This is a genomic window from Sulfurospirillum halorespirans DSM 13726, from assembly GCF_001723605.1.
GTDB lineage: Bacteria > Campylobacterota > Campylobacteria > Campylobacterales > Sulfurospirillaceae > Sulfurospirillum > Sulfurospirillum halorespirans.
The window spans coordinates 888486-913115 of sequence record NZ_CP017111.1 but is presented as its reverse complement, the minus strand read 5'-3'; the positions used below and the strand labels follow the sequence as shown (position 1 = coordinate 913115).

Here is a 24630-nt window from a genome sequence, read left to right as displayed (position 1 = left end):
TTTAAATTTAATAACAGCAAAATATTAATACACTTTTATCCATAAGTCAAAGACTGTTTTGTATATGTTCTCATAGGTCTTTTCTTATGGGGTAAAGTTCTGCAAAATATCGTATTTAAGGGATTTTTAGTGAGTTTAAAGCAAATAGAGTGTGTTGTTATGGTGGCAAAATTAAAAAGCTTTACAAAGGCGGCTCAAAAACTAAAAATAGCCCAACCCTCTTTAAGTCAGAGTATTAATATATTAGAAAAGCAAATTGGTGTACCGCTTTTTGATCGAAGCACAACGCCTATTAGTCTGACCCATGCGGGAGAGATTTATCTCTCGAAAGCAAACGCTATCATAGAGCTTTACAATGATTTAAATGTACAAATGCGTGATGTTACAGGCTTTGAAAATGGAAAGTTACGACTGGGGTTTTCACAAACGGGATACCATTTTATTCCCGACGCATTGTCGAAATTTTATAAAAAATTCCCCAATGCGGATATCAAAGTATCCCAAGTATTTTCGACTTTAAAATTGGAAAAAATGCTTCTAGATGGCGATGTTGATATAGCGACACTTATATTGCCACTTCACTCTGAAGGGCTGAGTTATAAAGTTATTAAAGAAGAGCAAGCTTTACTTGCTTTACCGATAAGCCATCCTCTTGCGCAGAAAGTGAAAAAAAGGATTAAAGGCTACCCTATGATCTCTTTGCGTGATCTGAAAAATGAAAAATTTATCTTGCCGAAAGATACGCAAAGAAGTAGGCCGATATACGACAAAATCTTTAAAGAAGCGGGCTTTGAACCCAATATTTTTTGTGAAACAGAAACGTTTGATATCGCCAATTCCATTGTTGCTTCAGGTATTGGTGCTTGTTTTACAGTGCCTCAATTTATTAAAGAAGATAAACAAGACAAACTCTTGCTTTTTAGCATAGATGAACCACTGCTTACTCGAACGGTTGTTTTAGCGTATCGAGAAGACAAACGTTTATCCAAAATTGCGCATGAGTTTTTATCCATAGCAAAAAATTTATAATTCCAATACAGGTGATCAAAAAACCATCGTATTGGCTTTTTTTGCCATTTTCATCCACTCCATTGCTTTATAAGGTTCGTGCATGCTGAGCAAGATAGTTCCACCATCACGCCATGCTTCGTAGTCTGTGGGGTCAATCGTCACGAGCATCGCAAACAACCTAAGCGCGTCATGTAACCGTTCACTTTGTGCATACAACAATCCAAGCTCACGCATACTCTTCGTGTGCTCTTGATTCAAAAAGAGTGCATTTTTAAAACGCACTTCAGCAGAATGGGGCATATTGAGTTTTTGCTCAATTTTACCCCACTGATAAAAGACTTCACATTCTAAGCGAAACAACGACTGATTTTCTACGATTGTCGTGCGAAGCAAAGCCAATGCGTCAGGGTTCAAAGATTCAATATCAATGTCTAAAATTTCACTCACTGTCATCATGTGTAAACCTTTACATGTAAAAACGTCAAACCACAAATCTAAATTTTTTCTTTCAATAATTATATAAATAAAAAACCACGTTCTAGTCACATGAAAATACGGTTGAGGAAAGATTGAATCCTTTAAGTTGAAACGTGATAAATTTAATTTCATGAAAACATCACATCTCCCATTGAATGCGGAAATACAAAGGGCAACAGAAGGAAGGCGAGGGAAGATTATCTGGATCATCCATACCGTATGTTTTTGTATCTTTTGTTTTCATATTGGTTTGGATCTGTCAAATCACGATTATCAAATTATCCCCCTTACCTCAATGATGCTTCTGCTGATTATTTTCTCTTTTTTTATGTTTTATCGAAAAAGAAAATACGACTATGCTTCGTATACCATGGGGTTCATCCTCTGCGTTGAAACAGTATCGGCTATCTTTATCTACCGCTTTGATGATTATATATCCGGATTTTTATTTCCGTTAATATTAGGCATTTTTTCTCTTTTTAGCTGGAAAAAAGGACTCGTGTTTAGCTTCGTTATGATTGCTATTACAGGACTCTTGCTTCTGTATTATCAAGACGCTTTGCAAACCAGCATTTTTTTGCATACTCCTGCGGCTATTATCAATTTTATATCGGTTTTCGTGATTGTCATCATTTTTGCTTTGTATTATGAAATCACACGAATCGACACGTATAAACGTTTAATTAACGCAAACTACAAAAAAGATCTCCTTTACAATGAATTACAACACCGCGTTAAAAACAATCTTAATATTGTCTCCTCTATGCTTGCCATTCAAGCGGAAAAAGAGGATCAAAAAGTACGCGACATCATCCAAGTGAGTAAAAGCAGAATCGATGCGATGGCGATGGTACACTCTATGCTCTACGTCTCGCATGATCTTGAAAAAGTCAATGCCAAAGAGTTTATTGAAAAATTGTATCGAAACATCCAAAGTACACTCAGCGAGCATGTTAACATTCTCTTCAAAGCAGACACGCTAGAGCTTTCACTCAATGAAGTCATCCCCATTGGTTTGATTATCAATGAACTACTTGTGAATAGTTTTAAATACGCATTTAAAACGGAAGAAAATCCAAAAATCATCATTGTCCTAAAACGTCGTGGTGATACCGTTTTACTGACCTATTTTGACAACGGGAGTGGGTATGACTCCAACATGAAAAGAAACTTCGGTCTACAGTTGGTCGACTTAAACGTCAAACAGCTCAAAGGAACACTCAAAGTCTCTTACAACCATGGCTTATGTTACCAAATAGCCTACAAAAGAGGTGAACATGTATAAAATAGTGATCGTAGAAGATGAGTGTATCGCCGCAGAATACCTCAAAATGATCGTCGAAAAACAGAGCTGGTGCGTTGTTGAGAGTGTCGATAATGGAGCCGATGCGTTGGAGAGCGTTCGTAAATATGAACCTGATTTGGTGTTACTTGATATTATGATTAAAGGCGCTATGAGTGGGTGTGAAGTAGCGATGCATCTTCGCTCTATCAGTGACTGCGCCATCGTCTTTACGACAGCGTATGCCGATGATGAAATGATCACTTATGCGATAGACGCCAAAGCGGACGGGTACATCATCAAACCCTATAACGAGAGGGAAATCATAGCAACCATTTCACTTTTAAGCGCCAAAAAAAACCCTCTTCCGAGCACAAAAATCAGTAAAATTGCAGGCGGATTTTGTTTTAACCATGAGACACGTTTACTCTATAAACAAGGTCGAATGATCAAAATGAGTCCCAATGCGCTAAAACTGATTCAAACGCTGTGTGAGCATAAAAACCACTGCGTAAGCTACGAACGACTCTATGCAACGCTTTGGGATGATGAGCAACTCAATCTTAAAAAACTTCAAATGGTGATCTACCGTATCAGAGAAATCTGTGATGTTGATTTTTTTGAAAATATTAACGGTGTAGGGTACCAGATCAAAATTGATTATAAGGTACCTTCAACACCTGATTTACCACAATAATATAAGGGAGAACTCCATAACCTATTTTATAGACCTTCGTTACATGCAACACACATTACATAAATGAATTGAAAAGAGTGATTGAGGAAAGAAAGAAAATAGTTTGTTTATTTTAAATAAAAATAAAAGTATTAGCATTACTACTAATAAGCTCGAATAATAAGCTGATTTTAGTGCTGTACACGTCCCATTACAATAAAATGTTGACGCTCCTTTTTCTCTTTACTTGACCAATAAAGCCCTATTGGTGCGCCCTTTTCATTGACTCGAAACCACATATCACCACTACCAATGCCATCGCTTTCTTTGGCTCTAGTGTCATTAGCATGTTTGCCTTTTGAAGCATCAATCACACGAATACGATAGAGAGTCTGCTCTTCTTGAATTGGTTTTTCAGCAACAATAACAACATGCCCTGTATCTTTTTTATGGGAAGAGAGGTCGTATTTCCATGCAATAATATCACCACGCTCAAGATCAAAGAGAGTTTTAACTGCCATCCAGTGCGCATTGGGCACGCTTTCTAACTGTTTAAAGTAGTCGTAAAAATTCTGTGCTCTTGCATGTACGTGATGGACATCGATAGGAAGCATCGCTAAAGCCAACGGTGATTTTTTGCGTAAAACATGGCATACAAAAGAGGAGCAATCTACACGGTAATAGCCTTTAGATTCATTAATGACTGTTTTATGATCATAATGGCTCTCTTGCTGTGTTTGTAAGATGTGCTGTGCTTCTTGAAAAACCTCATCGGAGAGTGAAAGCGGTGTAGCGATACTATGTGTTAGCCATAAAAGAGAACAAAGAATCGCGTACTTCATGGCTTATTCGTGCTCAACACTTTTGTGAGTCATACGCACCAAAATCATCACAGTAAGAACAATCATAAGAAAACCCATAACCCAATAGAGTTTTAGCATACTATGGTTAAATGCATATGCTTTCGCATTTTCAATGGAAACAACACTAAACCAACCATTGCGTAATTCTCCAAAGGTAATAAGCTCTTTCCTCCCATCAAATTCATAGGTGTATGAACCCTCTTTATGCATCGTCATATACGCATACATTTTTTTCAAAGCGGGATTTTGCTCTTGTAAATTCACATTGATCATGGCTTTGTCGGGATGGATAATAATTTTACCCTGAGCATTGACAATAAACGCATAACCATCCTCCATATGCACTGCTTTAATTTTACGGTACAGCTTATTAACATAAAATGATGCTGCCACAACCCCTTGTTTTTTCCCATGTACAAATACAGGTGTCATAATCGTTACGGTCAGTTGATTGCTTGCAAAGCCCACAAAAGGCTCTGAAATAACGGTTTCATTTGCGTCCAGCCCTTCCGCATACCACGGTCTATTACGAGGATCGTACCAATCCCTGTTCAGCTCTTTTCCCGTATCGTACATCATTCGCCCATCTTCCAAACCAAAATAGACCTGAACAGCATTAATCGCTTTTTTAGAGCGTGCCAAAATAGGAACAATCTCCTCTTTAATAAAAGGAGTATGCATCTCAAGCTCTTTAGCAACATCTTGTACTTGGCGCATACTAGGCTGCATCCATCCATTGATGTCTGTTTGAAGCGATTTCATAATGCTCATCTGCTTTGCTGTGATCTCTTTTTCCAAATAAAACTTCATTTTAAAATACGATACACTGCCAAAAAGTAACAAAAAAAAGGTGAGTAAAACGCCTGCAACAAGGGCAATGCGTTGGTTAAATGTCCATGACATACATTTCCTTACATGTAAAGCTAATTAGCATACCATAACCTAATGATACTAGCTAAAGAAAGTTGCGTTAAAGTTGCTTTCTCATACGTTATGAGGTCTTGGAACTGTTACACAAAACGCTACACCATTATCCACATTTCCTACTGTAATAATACCTTTCATATTGTTTTCAATAATCATACGCGACATAAAAAGTCCAATTCCTGTGCCATTGCTTTTCTCTTTGGTAAAAAAAGGCTCAAAAATATGAGAAAAATCTTCATCTTTAATGCCTCCTGCATTATCGATCACAGAGACTTTAGAGTATTCTGCATTTTGATCAATTTCAATGATAATACGGCCTTTTGCCACTGCTCGAACCGTCAAAATATCCTTTGCATTGGAAATGAGATTAATGATGACTTGGGCATATTCATTTTTAAGCCCATATGCCATAGCGTTAGGCAAATGTTCAACCACTTCTAAAGCAATACGGTGATGATGTAAAGTTGCTTTCATGATGTTAATAGCTTCTGCAACCACTTCGTTAATGCAAAAAGCACTTAGTTCTTTTTGTGGTGAAAAGAAGTTTCTAAAGTCATCAATCGTATGGGACATAAACTGAATAACCCGGTTTGAAGCGTTAATTGTATCAATTATTCCATGTTCTGTCACCTTTTTTTTAAAGTGAATCGCCGCTTGTAAATCCATCAAAATAGCCGATAACTCCATTAAAGGCTGGCGCCATTGATGGGCGATATTGCCTATCATCTCACCCATACTTGCAAATCTGCTTTGGCGGTACATCACCATATCTTTTTCACGGCTGATCTCAACCTCTTTTTTAATTCTTGATTCTAACTCATGATTGAGGATATCAAGAGATTGTGTTGCCTCTTCCAAGCGGCTTTTTTTCAGTCTCACCTCGAAATAAAGGATAAACGCAATGACAGAGAAAAGCATAAATAAGAACACTAACTGCAAGATTACAGTGTAATCAAATCCCTTAGGAGAACGATCAGGAACCCATTTTAGAATTAAATGCTCTATTTCACCACTCAAAACACTCTGCATAGATTGCTCTAAAATGGAATAAAGCAGTTGATTTTCAGCCAAAAGCGCAAAACCAACGGGCATCTTAAGAGGAATTTGAGCAGAGACTTTAAGATTATTGGCAATGTGATACGCAAAAAGATGCGAAACCGTAAAATTAGAGGTTATAAACCCATACTGAATTCCCTCTTCTACCAATTTCAATCCTTCAATTTCAGTATTGACCAAGGTAAGCTTGAGTGAAGGGTACACTGCTTGTAGCGAAGCAATCATGGGATGCTCTTTTTGTATCGCAAAAGAGCGATCTGCAATCTCTTTAAAATCAGAAACATAAAGCCTATCATCGGTTGTTAAAACAACAAGAGGAACCTGCAAAATAGCAGAAGTAAACGCCATTTGTAAATCAGTGCCCGATGTTTCACTCGCCATTGCAATAAAATCACATTTTTTACTAAGCAGTTTTTGCACAGACTCCTCTTTTGAGTGTGTGGGAACAAGTTGGATAGGAATGTCTAAATTTTTTTCTAAAAGGGCTATCACATCAGACCCAATACCTTCGTAACGATTTTGTACAATATCTCCGTAAGGAAGGCTGTTTGGAATGGCACAGAACTGTAAAACATGCTGTCCCATCAAGAAAAATTTCTCTTCTTTGCTCAGTGGTACTTTAATATTGGTTTGGCGAAATGAATCGGAAGGGAAAAAGCGATTTCGAGCAAATACAAGTTCTTTATAATCAATTTCTGCCATAGCTTTATTCAAAATTGAGATAAAAACAATATTTTCTTTAGCTGTGGTTAAAAATATCTTGACCATCGGAAAATCTGCATTATTGCGAAGCGGAATACTTTGCAAAGAAGTGATCATTTTAGACTCAAGATGTGCTGTAAAAATTTCATGTAAGCCAATAGCAAGATCAGCTTCTTGCTCAGCAACTCTTAAAACAGCCTCTTCAATAGTATTGACAATCTCTATGGTTGCATCGGGATTTTTGTCTTTGATGGTGGAAGCAAATGCATCATCCTTTAACATCACAATACGTAATTTTTCAATGGATTCTAAGGTGGGGGATAATTGATAAATTTTAGGCATAAGCAAGGCAGGTTGCAAAACGCCTATAGGAAATTTACTAAACTGGAAGGCATTGTCATCCAAAGGCTCAAAGGTAGGGAAAAGCGCTACATCTAACGCTCCAGAATCAAGCCGTTTTTTAGCTTCCTCTCGTGTTATATCGGTTATAAAACGAAGATCAACATCGAGTTTTTTGGCTAAAAGCCGTAAATAGTGAATAGCATAGCCATTGAGATAATTATCATACGTGTAACTGTAAGAGTAGACATCAGGTTCTACGTAAACGTTTAAAATGGGTTTTGCATCAATGTAGGCTTTCTCTTTTTTATTTAAAAACGTTTCAGTTCCAGCCAACAGAGCAGATGACATTAAAGCCAATGTGAACACAAAATAGGAGAATCGCTTCATAGCGATTATCATAACATACAAACAAAAAAAAGCTTATTAGCGACTTTTTTTGCTTATAATAACGCTACCTTCTTTTACATGTAAGGATTAAAGATGCAGGATACTGTCAAAATCATCCCTCTTTTTACCATTGCACTTATTGCATCTATTGCATGGTTTATTAGACCAGACGCCATAGAATTACACTCATGGCACACACTTATTATCTTTCTGAGTACTATCACAGCAATTATGTTCAATGTCATGCCTATGGGAGCCATTGGTGTTTTGGGTATCACCATTTTTGCGATCACCGGAGCTGCCGGAGCCATCTCATCCAAAAAAGCAGTTACGGATGCTTTAAGTGGGTTCAACAGTGATCTTATTTGGCTCATTGTAATTGCATTTTTTATGGCAAAAGGGTTTATTAAAACGGGGCTTGGTGAACGCATTGCGCTTCTTATGATTCGCTATTTTGGCAAACGAACCCTTGGGCTTGCCTATGCACTCTCTTTAGCCGATCTTATCTTAGCCCCTGCAACACCCAGCAGTACGGCACGTTCGGGTGGTATCATTTATCCTATTACGACGGCATTAGCCCATACGTTCAAATCATACCCCAATGATCCAAGTCGCCACAAAATGGGCGCTTACCTCATTATGTGTATAAGTCATATCAATGACATCACAGGAACGCTCTTTATTACAGCCTATGCGGCAAATCCACTTATTGTTAAATTTGCCAGTAGTTTTGGTGTTCAGCTAAGCTGGGGGGATTGGTTTATTGCTGCAAGTATACCTGCACTGGTCTCTTTATTTTTTGTGCCTATTGCGCTTTATTTCATTATGAAGCCTCGTATTGAAGAGTCACGAGAAGCACATCGTTTTGCCACATATGAACTCATCAAAAAAGGGGCTTTTTCTCGTAATGAATTCATCATGGGCTTTACTTTTTTAGGCGTCTTAATCCTTTGGATTTTTGGTGCCAATTTTGGCATTCACGCGACGACAACAGCCCTTATCGGTCTTTCTACACTGATTGTTACAGGTGTGTTGAGTTGGGATGATATTAAAGGTGAGAAAACAGCATGGGATACGCTTATCTGGCTCTCTGCTTTGTTGATGATGGCAGAATTTTTACATAAATTGGGCTTCACTAAATGGTTTGGCTCTATGGTTGGGGAACATCTTTACGGTATGACTTCTATGCACTGGGTCATTATCTTAGTCGTACTGAATGCTATTTACACCTACACCCACTACTTTTTTGCCAGCGGTACGGCACAAGTAGCGGCTTTATACGTTGTTTTTTTAGGCGTAGGCGTCAAATTGGGCATTCCCATCTATCCATTAGCCTTACTTTTGGGATTTTCCAGTAGTTTATACGGGTCACTTACACCTTATACTCATGCGAGAGGTGTGATACTTTTTGATTCAGGGTATGTCAGTAAAAAAGAGTGGTTAAGTGCTGGATTTATAATCAATTTACTTAATCAGTTTATTTTTATTGTAGTGGGTTTAGCTTGGTGGAAGATGGTTGGATTGTATTAAGATATAAAGGAATTAGAGATGTCAATATACCACATAGATAACGATTTTTCACTGCAAACAACACTGAAATCGCTTCATATTCTCTACATCGAAGATGATGCTTCGATTCGTGCAACTATATCCAAAGTTCTTCATTACTTTAGCAACACTATCTTAGCCGTTGAATCTGCCGAAGAAGCAATGAAAATATATGAGATCTTTCATCCTGATATTATTATTTGCGATATTAATTTACCGGGTATCAATGGTATTGAGTTTGTCAAATGGATACGCCAATTTGACGAAAAATCACAAATCTTTCTTTTGAGCGCTTATACCGATAAAGAATATCTTTTTGAAGCAGTGAAGCTCTCTTTGGTCGATTATCTTACTAAACCTATCGACTTCACTATTTTAGAAAAAACCCTGAAAAGCGCTGCTCGAAAAATAGTTCAGAACAAAATACTGAGCGTGCAATTTATTACAGGTGCTATTTATTCTTATCAACAACGTAGTATCACTTTTCATAATGAAATACATCCTCTTACGGCAAAAGAGGTCAAACTTTTGGATCAGCTTATCTCCAACAAAAGCCGTATGACCTCCAAGGAAGAGATTCAAACAACTCTTTGGGAAGAGGATATGGGAAGTGAAAGTGCCTTTAAAAGCCTTGTCAATAAACTGCGTACCAAAATAGGAAAAGAAGCCATTGAAAATATCTCAGGGGTTGGTTACCGCATTCTTTTATCCTAAAAACTCTTTTTTTAATCACTTTTTTACATGTAAAATCTTCTTTAAACCATTCGATGAAATCATTTTTTGTAAAGGGTCAAAAAGCGACTTTCCAGAAACTTTTTTCTTCTACACTTCTCTTGTCCCCAGAATTATTTCACATAAGGAGAAAGGTATGAAATTAGCTAAACTTAGTTTGGCGGCTATCGTCGTTGCTGGTCTTATGACCAGTTCATTTGCAGCAGATACTCTTGCTGACGCATTTAAAGAGGGTAAAATTAGCGGAGAACTCCGTGCATGGTACATTGACCGTGACAAAGATCTTGCAAATTCAAGCTCTGATATTTTTTTGACAGGTATGCAATTACGCTATAACACAGGTACTTTTTACGGCCTTAGTTTAGGGTTTACAACACAAACCAGTGCGGCTCCTTTTGCTGACGATGAAGCAAAAGAGGTCTTTGGAACGAACCAAAATGATGACCTCTATGGCTCTGGTACTCAACTCTCAGAAGCGTATGTTAACTATACCATTGGCAAAACAACCGCAAAAATTGGTCGTCAATTTATTAAAACGCCTCTCATTGGGAGTAGTACATCGCGTATGATTACTCAATCATTTGAAGGAGCATTGATTACCAATACAGACTTACCTGATACCAGCGTTATGGTAGGTGCTGTTACTAAATTTCAAGATAGAGCTGATGGAGATGGTGGTGTTGGCCAGTTTGAAGAGCTCAATAAAGACCATGATTACGCTTATACCGCGATGGTGATTAACAAATCTATCCCCAATGTTGAACTCACCTTCCAATACTTAACCTTTGATGATGACTCAAAAGGTTCAACAGCAAGCAGTCGTATTCAAGGCTATGAAGACTACTACTTTGAAGCTGAATACACCAACAAATACAACAATTTTGACTATGGTATAGCAGCAAATTATCTTTATACTGACTGGAAGCACTACGAGGAAGCAACGATGTACGGTGTAAAGCTCAACCTTGGCTATGGTAATTTTAAAACCTATGTAGCCTACTCTTCTATTAGCGATGATGCGGGTAATAAAGGCGTTAAAGCAGGACTTGGTGGTGGTGCACAACCGAACTATGTTAAAGGTAAACAAGTCCGAGTTGGAACCTATAGTTCAGACACTTCAGGTTACACCGTGGATGCAAACTATAACTTCAAACAAATTGGTTTAACTGCAGGTGCTCGCTATACACAGCTTGATGTCGCTTCCAAAGCAGCAAATCAAAACGATCAAAGCATTACGGATTTTTACGGCAGTTACAAATTTATTGGTGCACTTAAAGGCTTAGAGACTGAACTACTTTATACCATTTTAGGAGACGAGTCTGCAGAAACAGCAGCAGCTGGAACGGGTAAAGGCGAAGAACTTTGGTTCAAAGCCAACTATAAATTTTAACACACCCTTTTTGTAAGTTCCTTTGAGGCAGTTTTATGGTGCCTCAAAGGGTGTAAAACATAACGATATGGAGCAATCTATCATGAAATCTAAACCAAACCTATCATCAATTTTAATCAAAAGCTGTCTTTTAGCAAGTACCGCACTCTCTTTTTCTTTTGCTGCACCCACAGAGCAACCATGCCCTTCTGAAGTCAAACACCTTCCCGTTGGTACAATATGTTGGGCAGGACAAGATGAAGCGGGTGCCTATTATTGGGTTGCTAAGCCAAAAGAGTGGAATGGCAATCTTGTTCTGCATTCCCATGGAGGTCCAGCACTAGGAAAGCTTCCGAAAGCAGAACGTGCTATCGAAGATTTTGAACGTTGGTCTATTTGGGTCAGGAGTGGTAATGCACTCGCTGTCACTTCATACAGACAAGGTGGTGTGGCACTTATGTCAGCCGCTGAAGATACTGCACGCCTTTTACCTATAGCATCTAAACTTGTAGGAAAGACAAAAAAAGTAATTTTACATGGGCAGTCATGGGGTGGTGGTGTTGCGGCACGTGCTGCTGAAGTAGATGGTCCACTTTCAAAAGTTCAGCCAAAAATTGACGCTGTTCTTCTCACCAGTGGTGTTTTAGCTGGAGGAACAAAATCGTATGATTTTAGACTTGATCTAAGAGTTGTATGGCAAGCTATTTGTGAAAATCACCCACGTGCCAATGAGATGCAATATCCACTTTGGCAAGGATTGGCTTCAAAAGATGCTAAGATGAGTAAAGACGATCTTACACAAAGAGTCAATGAATGCCTAGGGCTTAATAAACCTGAAGCTGAACGCTCTGAGAAACAAAAAGAGAATCTTAAAACCATTGCCAATGTGATTAAAATCCCAGAGAAAAGCATTCAAGGTCATCTTGGTTGGGCAACCAATCACTTTCAAGATATTGTCTTTAACCGCTTAAATGGTCGCAATCCTTTTGGCAATGAGACGATAAAATACGTTGGTTCGTCCAATGATGAAGAACTCAATAAAAAAGTACTCCGCTATAAAGCTGACCCAACAGCTGTTGCGGATTTTGGTAAAGATACCGATCCAACAGGAAACATTGCATTACCTATTATCACAATGCGTGGTATTAATGACCCTATTGCATTTGTTGAACTTGCAAGCACGTGGGAAGAGACTGTTGCAAAAGCAGGACATGCTAACAACATGGTACAACTTTACACCAATGACAAAGAGCATAGTTATCTAAGCGATGCCCAATATATAGCAGCTATGGATGTTCTTTTAACATGGGTTGATACAAGGAAAAAGCCAACACCTTTTGAGGTTGTACAAAAATGCCGCACTCTTGATGCAAAATGGAATCCACAAAGTGATTGCCGTATTTTACCAGAGTATAAACCAGCACCACTCTCTTCAAGAGTTCCAACTAGATAGTTTCACATAATATCATTATTGAAGAGGAAAGAGTCAAAAGAACTCTTCCCTCTTTCATTAAAAAAGGGATGGTCATGTCTTTGAAGGTTTTTTTCATTTTAATGATACTCTTAAATGTTCTTCTTATCGTGTTAGTTATTCTCGCAATGAACCTCATTCAAAAAAATTCAAAAAAGTGATACTTTGTATTCTTGGTACTTGTAGATCGTTCCTAATTTCTTCTATTTATTTACTTTACATGTAAAGTAAAAATTACTCAATATCTCCCAATTTGTAGAAGCAGTTTAATGGTTCTTGCCTATGCAATCATCAACGCTTTTGGGTTAATTAATACAGAGCATGGTAAAATACAGAGCATATAAGAGTTATCAATCAAAAAGGTTTGAATAAGATGAGTGAGAGCAAAGATTTTTTACGCACCATTGTGGAAGAGGATTTAAAGTCTGGAAAGTATAAAGAAATTATTACCAGATTTCCTCCAGAGCCTAATGGATTTCCGCACATTGGACATGCTAAATCTATCTGTATCAATTTTGGCATTGCACGGGATTATCACGGGCATTGTAACCTCCGAATGGATGACACCAACCCAACGACGGAAGACATGAAATACGTTGAAGCGCTTAAAGATGCTGTCACATGGCTTGGGTTTAACTGGGCGGATCATGTGCGCTTTGCTTCTGATTATTTCCCAAAAATTTACGATTATGCTGTGACGCTTGTCAAAATGGGCAAAGCCTATGTGGATAGCCTGAATGAAGAAGAGATTCGTGAATACCGTGGCACGATCAAAGAAGCAGGACGACGCAGTCAATTTGCAGAACGCAGCATTGAAGAAAATCTAGACCTTTTAGCGCGCATGAAAAAGGGCGAGTTTAAAGATGGCGAACACGTTTTACGCGCTAAAATCGATATGAGTGCTGCCAATATGAAAATGCGCGATCCGCTACTGTATCGCATCCGTCATGCCCATCACTTCAGATCTGGCGATGAGTGGTGCATCTACCCGATGTATGACTTTGCACACTGTTTGTCCGACTACATCGAAGGGGTAACGCACTCGATCTGTACCCTAGAGTTTGAAAACAACCGCGATATTTACGACTGGGTACTCGATGCACTCGATCTTACCCCTCCTCGTCCCTACCAACATGAGTTTGCACGTTTAGGCATAAACTATACGGTCATGAGCAAACGCAAACTCTTAGAATTGGTGAACGGCAACCATGTCAACGGCTGGGATGACCCTCGCCTTCCGACCATTGCAGGTTATAAACGAAGAGGCTATACACCCGAATCCATCCTCAATTTTTGCGATCAAATCGGCATCGCCAAAGCAAACTCGATGGTCGATGTGGCACAGCTTGAATTTTGCATCCGCGACGATTTAAATCAAAAAGTACCACGCGTGATGTGTGTCCTAGACCCACTCAAAGTGACCATCGAAAATTATGACGGTGAAGAAGAGATAGACGCTTCTTATTTCCCACACGATGTGCCTAAAGAGGGTTCACGTAAACTTCCTTTTTCTCGTGAGATTTACATTGAGAGAGATGATTTTAGTGAAAATCCTCCTGAGGGTTATTACCGTTTGACACCTACACAACCTGTGAGGCTTAAACATGCGTACATTCTTACATGTAAAGAGGTCGTGAAAGATGCTAGCGGCACCATCATAGAACTAAAAGCAGAGTATCATCCTAACTCCAAAAGTGGTGAAGACACAAGCAATATTAAAACGAAAAGTGCTATTCACTGGGTCAGTGCAAAACATGCTAAAAAAGTCGAAGTCAGACTGTATGAGCGGTTATACTCTAACGAAGCACCCGATGGCTTAGAAGATCTCAATCCTAATTCTTTACATGTAATCACGCATGCCTTTGTAGAACCCGCTGTTATCAGCGAAAAACCTGATGTGAGATTCCAGTTTGAGAGACAAGGCTATTTTTACGCTGATCCGATTGATTACACCGATGAAAAACCTGTGTTTAATAAAATTGTCGGGCTTAAAGACTCATGGGCTAAAAAGACAGAAGTAACGCCATCCACACCAAAACCTGAAGCTAAAAAGCCCTCCATCGTTGAGGGTGTTGTCGCTCCTATGAGTGAATCTGAACAGGCACATTTTGATACTTACACGAAAGAGCTTGGGCTCAACCATGAAATCGCCAATATCTTAGCGCGCGATGAGCAACTCTCCTCATTTTATGAAGAGACGCTCACTTTTGTCAACAGTCCGATCAGTCTTGCAAACATCGTCGCAAACGAAGTGGCAAGAGAACTTAAACTTGATGCACCCTTAAAATTTAGCGCTAAAGAGATAGCTGAACTTGTCACAATGATCGATGAGGGAACGATTTCCAATAAAATTGCAAAACACGTCTTTGAAGAGATGGTTATGACAGGAGAAAATCCAACCGTCATCGTTGAAGCAAAAGGGCTAACACAGATCAGTGATCCTGAAAAATTAAAGCCCCTTATTGATGAAGTCATCGCCAAAAACCCTGACAATGTCGCAAAATTTAAAGCAGGCAATACCAATCTTTTTGGCTTCTTTGTAGGACAAGTGCTTAAAAACAGTGGTGGCAAAGCGAACCCAACCGTAGTTAATGAACTTGTGACTGAGACGTTGAAGCATGTATAGATTTTCCCCTTCTCCCACGGGCGATATGAGCGTCAATGACCTCAGAGTTGCGCTTTTAAATTCCATCTGCGCCAAACAAGCGGGTGAGTCACTCATTGTGCGCATTGAAGATGGCGATAGAGCACGCACGATCGAAGGCAAAGACCAAGAGATTTTAGAGATGTTGGAACTCTTTGGCATTTCCTATTCACAGCTTTACTACCAAAGCAACAATTTCAAATACCACCTCCAATTCGCCTCCACGCTTTTGGACACGAAAAAAGCCTTTATCTGTTTTTGCCTCCATGAAAACGAGGAGTCACCTTGTATTGGAACATGCGAGCATTTAAGCCCAGATGAGGTTTTAAACACTCCAAAACCCTTTGTTATTCGTATGAAAAAACTCGATACCACCTGTGATAGCTTTGTCATTATGCGCACCGACAAATACCCGACCTACACTTTCGCCTGTGCTTGCGACGATATGCTTCAAGGCGTTACCACAATCATTCGAGAAAATGAGCAGGAACCCACTGCGCCAAAAGAGGAGCATATTCGCAAATCGATAGGGTATGACCAAGCGATGCACTACACGCATGTGCCTTCGCTTCTGTGCCAAAAAGATGAAAGCGCTGTTAAGAGACTTTTAGACCAAGGGTTTATGCCTGAAGCGATTATGAATTATCTTCTCCTGTTGAGCAATCCTGCACCAACGGAAATTTTCACGCTTGAAGAGGCGATCGCGTGGTTTGACATCAAAACGATTTCACAATCACCTGCACCTTTTGACATTGATAAACTGCGCTTTATCAATCGTGAGCATATCAAACGCATCCCTGATATGGAGCTTTCAAAACGCATCGGGTACGCCTGTGAGAACATTGGAAAACTTGCTAAACTGTATACGGAAGAAGCAAGCACGACGTATGAGATCAAACAAAAAGTAGATGCACTCTTTGCCAAAAAAGCATTGGATACAACCTTTGAAAAAGAGAGTAAACTACTTCAAGAGCTCATTTTAAATGCGCCCTATTGTGCGAGCTTTGATGCGTTTAAAGCCTATTTGGCAGAAAAAAGTGGGCTTGAAGATGAACCTTTTTTGAAACTCCTTCGTTTGTGGCTCACAGGAGCTGACACGGGGCTTGATCTTGCCCTTTTATATCCATTCATTAAAAACTACCTTAAGGAGATTGTTAGATGATCGTTTTATCAACATTTATTGAAGCGTTTGCCAACATTTTACATACCCTCATTAACATTTATATTTGGGTGGTGATTATAGCCGCTCTCATTACCTTTGTGCGCCCTGATCCGTACAATCCGATTGTACAGATTCTTTTTCGGCTCACCAACCCAGTGTATGCCTTTATTCGTAAATTGGTTCCAACACTGATTGGTGGCATCGACCTTGCGCCCTTGATCGTGATTTTGACACTTCAATTTGTCGACCTGTTTGCGGTCAAACTACTGTTTGCGCTTGCCAATGCTTTATAAACTTTTTTTAGGCCTTCTCTTTTGCCTTTGTATTTGCATTGACCTGTTTGCGGATGAGCCTGTTGACTTTGCCTTTTTTGATGATAAACCGCGCAGTCTTGCGAAAGATTTTTACATCTACGAATACCTTCAAAGCGATGCCACCACCCCCAAAGAAGCCAAAGCGCTCTTTGGGATGGTGCATACGATGAACATTCGTTTTTTTCATCTTTTTGCTAAAAAAATGGACAATCTTGAGTATAAAAAAATCTCCAAATGTATTGATCTTGATGTCACCGCGTTGATGAAAGAAGATGATGAATGCCTCAACATCGGCATCAACATCGCGAAAGTCACCTCTGTGGCAAAAGGGCAACTGAAATTCATCAAACCGCGTCTCAAACAGAACAAAGAGCTGGTCAATCTCATTACCTTGATGGAAAATGACAACGTGTATGAAGCTGCACTGAGCAGCGATGTCAACACGTTCTTAAACCTTTTTAACGGCAGTATCACCGCGTATAAAGCGGCTGTTTTCAACCAACAGATCATCCCCAAAGAGCAGATGGATCGACTTTCCCAATCGGTCAAATTCAACCAGCTTGCTTACAATGTTGTCCAAAACGATAAACTGGACAATGTGCAACGCTCCTTGTTACATGTAAGCCCTTCTTTACATGTAAACACCAAAGCGCTCTTTTATATGGGACTCAATGCCCTCAAATACGGTGAAAAAGAGCAAGCATTGACGTTTTTTGAACTTTCTATTGAGCGCTCCACGAAGAGTGAAGAGAAAGACAAAGCGCTCTTTTGGCTCTATTTAGTGACCAAAGATGCTCGCTTTTTAGAACGCATCGTGCAAGATGGCGACATCAACATGTACTCCCTTTATGCCTACGAACAGCTGGGTCGACCGATGCAAAATATCGTCTCACCCGTTTTAGAAGGCACGCACCCAACATTTAATGTGAGCGATCCATTTGCATGGATTAAAGTGATGAATAAAGTCTATCACATGAGCTCTCAAGAGGTCGAAACCTTGGCGCAAAGCTTCAAATACGCCAACACATTGCCGCATTACAGCTACTTGATGGAACGCGCCACACGGTATGCCCAAAACTACTACCCGATTCCTTACCCTGAAGAACTTTCAAGTTATTCCATTCATCGCCAAGCATTGATGCTCTCCATCGCGCGTCAAGAGAGCCGTTTTATCCCTTCGGTCGTCTCAACGTCGTATGCGCTTGGAATGATGCAGTTTATGCCTTTTGTGGCACGTGACATTGCTAAAAAAGAGAAGCTGGAAACATTTTCAATCGCTATGATGTTTGACCCTCGGGTGGCGTATCTCTTTGGAAATCTTCATCTTAATTTTTTAGAGAGAAATCTCATGCACCCGCTCTTTATAGCGTACGCTTACAATGGCGGTATGGGATTTACCAAAAAACATCTGCAAGCTGGGGCATTTTCACAAGGTGAGTATGAGCCGTTTTTAAGTATGGAGAGCATGATCAACGAAGAGAGTCGAGAGTACGGCAAAAAAGTACTGGCAAATTATGTCGTGTACCGCCATCTTTTAGGCGAAGATGTTTCGATCAAAAATCTTTTCGAAATGTTGTTGATACCCTCTGCGACTGATCGTTTTCGAAACTAATCTCCATCTTGATCTCCTCTGTCTTTGGCGCTTGGATTAACACATAGTTGGTCCAAGCGTTTGACGTTGAGATCAATTTGAGTAGGGGTGCATCTTGATTGAGAGGTGTAACCGTCAGATTTTCATCGCTTCCATTGACTTTAAACTTTGAAAGAGTGACTCTATCAAAGGCGCCATCGCCTGTAGCTTTGTAGGTTCCTACGACAAATTTTTCGCTCTCTTGCGTTACAAGATCATGATGAATGGGGTTAAGATAGGTGATAAGCACAAAGGTCTTAGAGGTTTTTGAGTTTTGAATTTCAATCTTTTTAGAGTTTGCCATTCCATAATCCAAGGTCTTTTCACTTTCATTTTCGCTCAATTTTGAAGCACATCCCGAGAGTAAAAACAGTATCAAAACCATTGAAATATATCGCATTATCATTCCTCATACTTAGCACACACGCAGATCAACTCATCAAAAGCTAAATCTTTTTTTGCTATAATTTTTTATATTAGCACGATAATAACATAAAAAGCAGGAAAAAATGAAATCCTTAGCTGTTGCATTCACGGGACCATCAGATAGCGGCAAAACAACGCTGATCCTTAAGGTGGCAAACATTCTTAAAAACGACCATGCACTTGCGATCATTAAAAATGACCCAAGCGATAAAGCGATCTTCGATGTGGAAGGCAAAGATAGCTGGAAGTTTTCGCAAACGGGCGCTGAAGTCGTGATAACCTCTCCAACGCGTACGACGCTTTTTTCGAAACATCAAAAAAGTTTGGATGAGATCATTGATATGCTAGGAAGCTTTGATTTCTTGTTGGTGGAAGGGCTTAAAAATCTACCGCTTCCGCGCATTGCGATTTTTCGTAACAAACTGGATGTGGACTATTTTGACTGCTCCGACGCCATTGCGATTGATGAGAGTATCAATTTAAGCGATTATGACCTCCCTTCCCATATTGCAATTTTAGATCTGAATAACCCCGAGCAAGTCGTTGCTTGGATACTCAAAAATGCTAAGAAAGTGAAATAACATGCACGAAATATACGAAGCTATAAAACGTTCCGCCATACGCATTCGAGAAGCCATTGAGTTTGATGATACGGGCTATTCTGAGAACATCAACTCCACAGGCGACACCCAACTCAAACTGGACATCAAAAGTGACCTTATCATCGAAGAGGAGTTTGCCAAAGTTGCTTCGATCAAAGAGATCGTGAGCGAAGAGAAAGCAGACAAAACACCTTTACATGTAAACGGCATTTACGGTGTTGGGTACGACCCACTGGATGGTTCAAGCCTCATTGATGTTAACCTCAGTGTCGGCTCCATCTTTGGCATCTACGAGGGTGGCTATGCAGGGGCAAATCTTAAAGCAGCGGTCTACGTTGTCTATGGACCTCGCGTTGAGCTGGTCATTGCGGAAGTTGATGTTAAGATGTACCGTCTCAATAAAAACGGTGAATTTGTCTTCATTCAAACAATCACGCTGAAAGAAAAAGGCAAACTCAATGCGCCAGGTTCAACCCAAATGTGTTGGGAACCTAAGCATAAAGCATTGATTGATGCAATCTTTGCCGATGGCTATCGCTTGCGTTATTCAGGCGGAATGGTGCCAGATTTGCATCAAATTCTTCTCAAAGGTGGCGGACTTTTCTCGTACCCTGCAACAAGCGATGTGCCAAAAGGCAAACTGCGCATGATTTTTGAAGTCTTCCCTTTTGCGTTTGTGTACGAAAAAGCAGGTGGCGAGGCGATCGATGGCAAACACAGAGTGCTTGACCTCACCCCTTCGCATCCACATGACACGACACCGTGTTTCTTTGGCTCGACAACAGAGATAAAACGCGTTCGGAAGTGCTATGAGTAGTGAAGTCAGTGACATTTACGAACAAGATTTGCAAGAGAAAAAAGCACTTTTACAAGCATGCCAACAGGATAAAAACCTTGTAACGTGCAGCGATTGTGAAAAAATGTTTGAGTGTGAAATCCGCAAAACCTATGTCAAAGCCGTTTACGAAAGTATGGCAAAAGGACACGGTGGCGGATTTGAGTTTTAACAATACAATGAATCAATTTAACTAGGAAAAACGATGTCCCAAAAAGCCTACATTACCACCCCAATCTACTATGTTAACGATGTTCCGCATATCGGACATGCGTACACGACCATTATCGCAGACACCATGGCACGCTATTATCGTTTGAAAGGCTATGAGACTTTTTTCTTAACAGGAACCGATGAACACGGTCAAAAGATCGAAGAAGCGGCAAAATTACGCAACAAAACGCCTCAAGCCTATGCGGATGAGATCAGTGGCAAATTCCGCGCTCTTTGGGATGAGTTTGAGATCAGTTACGACAAATTCATCCGCACGACGGACGCCGAGCATAAAACGGGGGTTCAAAAAGCGTTTCAAGTCATGTTTGACAAAGGCGACATTTACAAAGGCGAATACGAAGGTCACTACTGTGTGAGCTGTGAGACTTTTTTTACGGACACCCAACTGGTCGATGAGGACAAATGCCCCGATTGTGGCAAACTCACCCGTCTGGTCAAAGAAGAGAGTTACTTCTTTAAACTCTCTAAATACCAAGAAGATCTCATCAAATGGTACAACAACGATGAGAAATGTGTCCTTCCACGAGGCAAAAAAAACGAAGTGATTAGCTTTGTCAAACAAGGACTTCGTGATCTCTCTATTACACGTACCAGTTTTGACTGGGGTGTGAAATTGCCCGCTTCAATGAACGATGATAAACACGTCATGTATGTCTGGTTGGACGCCCTTTTAAACTACACAACCGCACTTGGATACGGCACCGATGAAAAAAACATGGACTTTTGGCCCGCAACGATGCACTTAGTGGGCAAAGACATTCTTCGCTTTCATGCCATCTACTGGCCAGCATTTTTGATGAGCCTTGGTTTGGCGCTTCCAAAACATGTCGCCGCACACGGTTGGTGGACGAGAAATGGTGAGAAGATGAGCAAAAGTAAAGGCAATGTCGTTAATCCTAAAGAGGTTGCCGATGCCTATGGCTTAGAGAACTTTAGATACTTTATGCTTCGTGAAGTGCCGTTTGGTCAAGACGGTGACTTTAGCCAAAAAGCCTTGATGGATCGTATCAACTCCGATCTGGGCAATGAGCTTGGGAACCTACTGAATCGTATCATCGGAATGAGTGGCAAATACAGCAATGGCGTGATTAACTCCAAGGATGTCACGACCTTTCATGAGAGTGAGCTGGTGGCGGTGGATGAGATCTTAAAAACTGTCGAAAACAACCTCTTAGAGCTTCAAACCAACCGTTACCTTGAAGAGCTTTGGAAAGTGCTGAGCATCGCCAACCAAGCGATTACCGTGCATGAGCCGTGGGTCAAAATCAAAGAGGGAAAAACAGAGCAAGCCTTAGCACTCGTCGCCCTCGTTTCCAACATCTTGGCGCGTGTTTCCATACTTTTGCACCCTGTTATGCCTAAAACAACTATGACGATCGCCAAAGCGATGGGCTTTGAGATCAACACTGCAAACTATGACAAAATCGTTTTGCGTAAAACCTTTTTAGATGAATTTACGATCGAAAAAGTGCCACCACTTTTCCCACGCATCGAAGAGGAGTTGATGGAACAACCTGTTGAATCTGCACCCATAGTCGCACCACAACCTGCTAAAAAAGAGAAGAAAGAGGCAAAGATCGAGTCGATCATTACGATTGACCAATTTTTTGAAACCGCTTTGAAAGTGGGAACGATTTTAGAAGCGAGCATTTTAGAAGGAAGCGATCGTCTTTTGAAACTCAAAGTCGATCTGGGTGAAGCAGAGCCACGACAAATTGTCGCAGGGATTCGTGAGTATTACACGCCTGAAGAGCTTATCAACACCCAAGTGTGCGTGGTTGCGAACCTCAAACCTGCCACGATCAAAGGGCTACTCAGCCAAGGTATGCTCCTAGCAGCAAAAGACAAAGAGGGACTCTGTTTGGTTCGCCCAGAACGTCCTCGCCAAAGTGGCGCTTCAATTGGATGAAGATAGAGAACTTTGTACGCATCATTGATGGAAGGCTTAGAACTACGCCTCCCATTGATGCGTTTGCTTCCATCGCACTGGAGAGTATGCGCGTCTCGCATGGCGATCTTTTTATCGACACCACAGCATCACGCGAGCTGATCCACCAAGCGCTTGAAAAAGGCGCTTACGCCATTGTCACGACTCTTGCTTTTGCCAATGAAGATGAAGAGTGCGCGTGGATCGAAGTGAACTCCATTGAGCAGATTCTCATCAAACTGTTACGCTACACGATCACCCAAAAATCACTCGACATCCTTCTACTTTCCCCTGTACAAGAAGCACTTTTGGAGATCATTCAAACGCCTCGCAGTATCAAACGTCTGCGAAACGATCTTTTTAGCATCGTTAAAACCATTCTGGGTGCGAAAGAAGAAGAGCGTTTTTGCCTAAGCAATCCAACCCTTGCACACGACATTGCCCCTGCTTCTCAAAGCATTGAAACCACTTTACATGTAAAGCCTACGGTGATGGCAAAAGGGCTGTTTCTCAGCTCTTTTTGGCACAATGAACGCTACTACACAGAGCAAAAAATTCCCTCTCTTTTTGTCGAAGAGCTGCTCTGTTTACTTGGCTTTTGTGATACCCATGAGATCGCCTACAGTTTGGAGCATCTTGGCTTTTGTGACCATTTTTACCCACAATTTATCACACATGCGCTGTGTAAAAAGGAGTTTGGAAGCAGCGATAAAGCGCTTATTTTTGAGCCTGCACCTTCGTTAATTCCTTCCTTGATAGCGTACCTTCTAACCCAAGTTGATGCTTCCCATGTGATTCTCTGCGTGCCCAAAACGTTTCAAGAAGCATTGGACTTTAGCGGAAAAACGATCTTATTTGAATCCATCGAAGAGCTTGCCATCTTGGGCGACACATCGTTTCAATACGCTCTGATTTTAAGCGATAAAGAGGCATGTGAGCCTCTGTTTATCAAAACATTTACCAACCAGCCCAGCCTGTTTTAAAAGGATATTTTTATGCTGCTGATCGAAAATGAATTCAACATCCCTTTACGTGTAAAGATTTTAGAGCAGATTTGCACGGAGCATACACCTAAAGAGGTAGAGCTTTTGATCATTGATGGTGAAAGTATGCACGAGCTCAATTTAGAGCATCGAGGGATGGATAAAACCACCGACGTGCTAAGCTTCCCCATTGATGATTTTCCCCACGCCCCTCTTGGTTCCATCGTTATCAACCATGAGCTCGCAGCGCAAAAAGCCAAAGAGTTGGGGCACAGTGTGGAAGAGGAGATCACCCTTTTGTTCATTCACGGCATGCTACATCTTTTAGGGTTTGATCATGAAGTGGACAGCGGGCAGATGCGCGATATGGAAAAATCATGGATAACGCAGTATCATTTACCCAAGAGTTTAATTGTTCGTACGGAGGATTAGGTCATGGTTACCATTGGTATTGTTATTTTTTCCAATGTCGAAGAGTTGGATTTTGTCGCTCCTTTTGAGGTGCTGAGCTACATCAATAAAATAGCACCTAACAGCACGAAAGTCATGCTCATCGCCCCCAGTTTAGAACCAGTGCAAGCGTTTAATGGTCTTAAAATCTTGCCCGATGCGAGTTTTGAGAGTGCACCTGTTTTAGATATTTTGCTTTTTCCCGGAGGGAAAGGTCGCATTGAGTGGATGAAAGAGCCTTCGATGCGCGCGTTTATAGAAGCACGCCACAATGAAGCGACCTACCTTACCTCTGTCTGTACAGGCGCTTTTTTTCTAGCAGAAGCGGGGTTGCTTTTAGGTAAAGAGGCAACGACGTACCACAGCACGTTTGATGAATTAGCCGCGTATGGCGTCAATGTCGTCTCTAGCAAAGTGGTTCATGATGGAAAGATCATCACTGCCGCGGGTGTGAGTTCTGGCTTAGAACTTGGATTTTACCTTTTGCGTGAACTTTTTGGCGTGAAGCTCGCGCAAGAAGTGGCAGAGAAAATAGAGTATGAGATTGATGTGAACAAGCTTTAAACGTTACATGTAACGA

The 24630-nt window shown here is 40.6% G+C and carries 23 protein-coding genes; 18 read left to right on the top strand and 5 right to left on the bottom strand.

Annotated features, from left to right (window positions below):
• The first annotated feature begins 129 nt into the window (after positions 1–129).
• Positions 130–1029, top strand: a complete 900-nt coding sequence (locus tag SHALO_RS04510) for a LysR family transcriptional regulator (protein WP_069477541.1) — start codon at positions 130–132, stop codon at positions 1027–1029.
• Positions 1030–1044: 15 nt separating this feature from the next.
• Here the strand turns inward: SHALO_RS04510 and SHALO_RS04505 are convergent, their stop codons facing one another.
• On the bottom strand, positions 1045–1467 hold the full coding sequence (locus SHALO_RS04505) for a hypothetical protein (protein ID WP_145923228.1): 423 nt from the start codon (positions 1465–1467) through the stop codon (positions 1045–1047).
• A 520-nt stretch (positions 1468–1987) separates the two neighbouring features.
• On the opposite strand from SHALO_RS04505, the gene SHALO_RS04500 reads away from it, so the two are divergent.
• Positions 1988–2773, top strand: a complete 786-nt coding sequence (locus SHALO_RS04500; RefSeq protein WP_158513713.1) for a sensor histidine kinase — start codon at positions 1988–1990, stop codon at positions 2771–2773.
• On the top strand, positions 2766–3467 hold the full coding sequence (locus SHALO_RS04495) for a response regulator (protein WP_069477538.1): 702 nt from the start codon (positions 2766–2768) through the stop codon (positions 3465–3467). The genes SHALO_RS04500 and SHALO_RS04495 overlap by 8 nt, the downstream gene beginning before the upstream one ends.
• Before the next feature lie 170 nt (positions 3468–3637).
• Here the strand turns inward: SHALO_RS04495 and SHALO_RS04490 are convergent, their stop codons facing one another.
• The 3 genes from SHALO_RS04490 to SHALO_RS15190 all read right to left on the bottom strand — a co-directional run bounded on the left by SHALO_RS04490 (position 3638) and on the right by SHALO_RS15190 (position 7723).
• Positions 3638–4288: a hypothetical protein gene (locus SHALO_RS04490; protein ID WP_069477537.1), complete on the bottom strand. Its 651-nt coding sequence runs from the start codon at positions 4286–4288 to the stop codon at positions 3638–3640.
• 3 nt (positions 4289–4291) lie between these two features.
• Positions 4292–5212: a cache domain-containing protein gene (locus tag SHALO_RS04485; RefSeq protein ID WP_069477536.1), complete on the bottom strand. Its 921-nt coding sequence runs from the start codon at positions 5210–5212 to the stop codon at positions 4292–4294.
• Positions 5213–5293: 81 nt separating this feature from the next.
• On the bottom strand, positions 5294–7723 hold the full coding sequence (locus tag SHALO_RS15190; RefSeq protein WP_158513711.1) for an ATP-binding protein: 2430 nt from the start codon (positions 7721–7723) through the stop codon (positions 5294–5296).
• A 93-nt stretch (positions 7724–7816) separates the two neighbouring features.
• Between SHALO_RS15190 and SHALO_RS04475 the strand changes: the two genes are divergently transcribed.
• The 8 genes from SHALO_RS04475 to SHALO_RS04440 all read left to right on the top strand — a co-directional run bounded on the left by SHALO_RS04475 (position 7817) and on the right by SHALO_RS04440 (position 18575).
• Positions 7817–9253, top strand: a complete 1437-nt coding sequence (locus tag SHALO_RS04475) for a DASS family sodium-coupled anion symporter (protein ID WP_069477535.1) — start codon at positions 7817–7819, stop codon at positions 9251–9253.
• 18 nt (positions 9254–9271) lie between these two features.
• Positions 9272–9985, top strand: a complete 714-nt coding sequence (locus SHALO_RS04470; RefSeq protein WP_069477534.1) for a response regulator transcription factor — start codon at positions 9272–9274, stop codon at positions 9983–9985.
• Between the two features lie 154 nt (positions 9986–10139).
• Positions 10140–11393: an OprD family outer membrane porin gene (locus SHALO_RS04465; protein ID WP_069477533.1), complete on the top strand. Its 1254-nt coding sequence runs from the start codon at positions 10140–10142 to the stop codon at positions 11391–11393.
• A gap of 82 nt (positions 11394–11475) precedes the next feature.
• On the top strand, positions 11476–12825 hold the full coding sequence (locus SHALO_RS04460; protein WP_202968811.1) for a hypothetical protein: 1350 nt from the start codon (positions 11476–11478) through the stop codon (positions 12823–12825).
• A gap of 391 nt (positions 12826–13216) precedes the next feature.
• On the top strand, positions 13217–15469 hold the full coding sequence (locus SHALO_RS04455; RefSeq protein WP_069477531.1) for a glutamine--tRNA ligase/YqeY domain fusion protein: 2253 nt from the start codon (positions 13217–13219) through the stop codon (positions 15467–15469).
• Positions 15462–16649 (top strand): glutamate--tRNA ligase, encoded by a 1188-nt coding sequence (locus tag SHALO_RS04450; protein WP_069477530.1) that lies wholly within the window; start codon positions 15462–15464, stop codon positions 16647–16649. The genes SHALO_RS04455 and SHALO_RS04450 overlap by 8 nt, the downstream gene beginning before the upstream one ends.
• Entirely contained in the window at positions 16646–16942 is a 297-nt protein-coding gene (locus SHALO_RS04445) for a YggT family protein (RefSeq protein WP_084010706.1), read from the top strand. Before SHALO_RS04450 ends, SHALO_RS04445 begins: the two co-directional genes overlap by 4 nt.
• Complete coding sequence (locus tag SHALO_RS04440; RefSeq protein ID WP_069477529.1) at positions 16932–18575, top strand: lytic transglycosylase domain-containing protein; 1644 nt, start codon at positions 16932–16934, stop codon at positions 18573–18575. Before SHALO_RS04445 ends, SHALO_RS04440 begins: the two co-directional genes overlap by 11 nt.
• On the opposite strand, the gene SHALO_RS04435 is transcribed toward SHALO_RS04440, so the two are convergent.
• On the bottom strand, positions 18517–18993 hold the full coding sequence (locus SHALO_RS04435) for a hypothetical protein (protein ID WP_069477528.1): 477 nt from the start codon (positions 18991–18993) through the stop codon (positions 18517–18519). The genes SHALO_RS04440 and SHALO_RS04435 overlap by 59 nt on opposite strands.
• Before the next feature lie 109 nt (positions 18994–19102).
• Between SHALO_RS04435 and mobB the strand changes: the two genes are divergently transcribed.
• From mobB to SHALO_RS04400, 7 genes are read left to right on the top strand one after another with little or no spacing between them, the layout of a single operon-like run.
• Entirely contained in the window at positions 19103–19600 is a 498-nt protein-coding gene (gene mobB / locus SHALO_RS04430; protein ID WP_069477527.1) for a molybdopterin-guanine dinucleotide biosynthesis protein B, read from the top strand.
• 1 nt (position 19601) lies between these two features.
• On the top strand, positions 19602–20438 hold the full coding sequence (locus tag SHALO_RS04425; RefSeq protein WP_069477526.1) for a class 1 fructose-bisphosphatase: 837 nt from the start codon (positions 19602–19604) through the stop codon (positions 20436–20438).
• Positions 20431–20628 carry a hypothetical protein gene (locus tag SHALO_RS04420; protein WP_069477525.1) on the top strand — a complete coding sequence of 66 codons (198 nt, stop codon included), beginning with the start codon at positions 20431–20433 and terminating at the stop codon, positions 20626–20628. The genes SHALO_RS04425 and SHALO_RS04420 overlap by 8 nt, the downstream gene beginning before the upstream one ends.
• A gap of 33 nt (positions 20629–20661) precedes the next feature.
• Positions 20662–22599 (top strand): methionine--tRNA ligase, encoded by a 1938-nt coding sequence (metG, locus tag SHALO_RS04415; RefSeq protein WP_069477524.1) that lies wholly within the window; start codon positions 20662–20664, stop codon positions 22597–22599.
• Entirely contained in the window at positions 22596–23600 is a 1005-nt protein-coding gene (locus tag SHALO_RS04410) for a hypothetical protein (RefSeq protein WP_069477523.1), read from the top strand. The genes metG and SHALO_RS04410 overlap by 4 nt, the downstream gene beginning before the upstream one ends.
• Before the next feature lie 12 nt (positions 23601–23612).
• A complete protein-coding gene (gene ybeY, locus SHALO_RS04405; RefSeq protein ID WP_145923225.1) occupies positions 23613–24032 on the top strand; it encodes an rRNA maturation RNase YbeY in 420 nt (139 codons plus the stop codon).
• Between the two features lie 3 nt (positions 24033–24035).
• The gene (locus SHALO_RS04400; protein WP_069477522.1) at positions 24036–24614 is read left to right on the top strand and encodes a DJ-1/PfpI family protein; all 579 of its coding nucleotides are present in this window, start codon (positions 24036–24038) and stop codon (positions 24612–24614) included.
• The last annotated feature ends 16 nt before the right edge of the window (positions 24615–24630 follow it).

Coding starts and splice junctions, on each gene's coding strand:
- SHALO_RS04505 (WP_145923228.1), bottom strand. CDS start 1,467: ATGATGACAGTGAGTGAAATTTTAGACATTGATATTGAATCTTTGAAC.
- SHALO_RS04495 (WP_069477538.1), top strand. CDS start 2,766: ATGTATAAAATAGTGATCGTAGAAGATGAGTGTATCGCCGCAGAATAC.
- SHALO_RS04490 (WP_069477537.1), bottom strand. CDS start 4,288: ATGAAGTACGCGATTCTTTGTTCTCTTTTATGGCTAACACATAGTATC.
- SHALO_RS04485 (WP_069477536.1), bottom strand. CDS start 5,212: ATGTCATGGACATTTAACCAACGCATTGCCCTTGTTGCAGGCGTTTTA.
- SHALO_RS15190 (WP_158513711.1), bottom strand. CDS start 7,723: ATGAAGCGATTCTCCTATTTTGTGTTCACATTGGCTTTAATGTCATCT.
- SHALO_RS04475 (WP_069477535.1), top strand. CDS start 7,817: ATGCAGGATACTGTCAAAATCATCCCTCTTTTTACCATTGCACTTATT.
- SHALO_RS04470 (WP_069477534.1), top strand. CDS start 9,272: ATGTCAATATACCACATAGATAACGATTTTTCACTGCAAACAACACTG.
- SHALO_RS04465 (WP_069477533.1), top strand. CDS start 10,140: ATGAAATTAGCTAAACTTAGTTTGGCGGCTATCGTCGTTGCTGGTCTT.
- SHALO_RS04460 (WP_202968811.1), top strand. CDS start 11,476: ATGAAATCTAAACCAAACCTATCATCAATTTTAATCAAAAGCTGTCTT.
- SHALO_RS04455 (WP_069477531.1), top strand. CDS start 13,217: ATGAGTGAGAGCAAAGATTTTTTACGCACCATTGTGGAAGAGGATTTA.
- SHALO_RS04450 (WP_069477530.1), top strand. CDS start 15,462: ATGTATAGATTTTCCCCTTCTCCCACGGGCGATATGAGCGTCAATGAC.
- SHALO_RS04445 (WP_084010706.1), top strand. CDS start 16,646: ATGATCGTTTTATCAACATTTATTGAAGCGTTTGCCAACATTTTACAT.
- SHALO_RS04440 (WP_069477529.1), top strand. CDS start 16,932: ATGCTTTATAAACTTTTTTTAGGCCTTCTCTTTTGCCTTTGTATTTGC.
- SHALO_RS04435 (WP_069477528.1), bottom strand. CDS start 18,993: ATGCGATATATTTCAATGGTTTTGATACTGTTTTTACTCTCGGGATGT.
- mobB (WP_069477527.1), top strand. CDS start 19,103: ATGAAATCCTTAGCTGTTGCATTCACGGGACCATCAGATAGCGGCAAA.
- SHALO_RS04425 (WP_069477526.1), top strand. CDS start 19,602: ATGCACGAAATATACGAAGCTATAAAACGTTCCGCCATACGCATTCGA.
- SHALO_RS04420 (WP_069477525.1), top strand. CDS start 20,431: ATGAGTAGTGAAGTCAGTGACATTTACGAACAAGATTTGCAAGAGAAA.
- metG (WP_069477524.1), top strand. CDS start 20,662: ATGTCCCAAAAAGCCTACATTACCACCCCAATCTACTATGTTAACGAT.
- SHALO_RS04410 (WP_069477523.1), top strand. CDS start 22,596: ATGAAGATAGAGAACTTTGTACGCATCATTGATGGAAGGCTTAGAACT.
- ybeY (WP_145923225.1), top strand. CDS start 23,613: ATGCTGCTGATCGAAAATGAATTCAACATCCCTTTACGTGTAAAGATT.
- SHALO_RS04400 (WP_069477522.1), top strand. CDS start 24,036: ATGGTTACCATTGGTATTGTTATTTTTTCCAATGTCGAAGAGTTGGAT.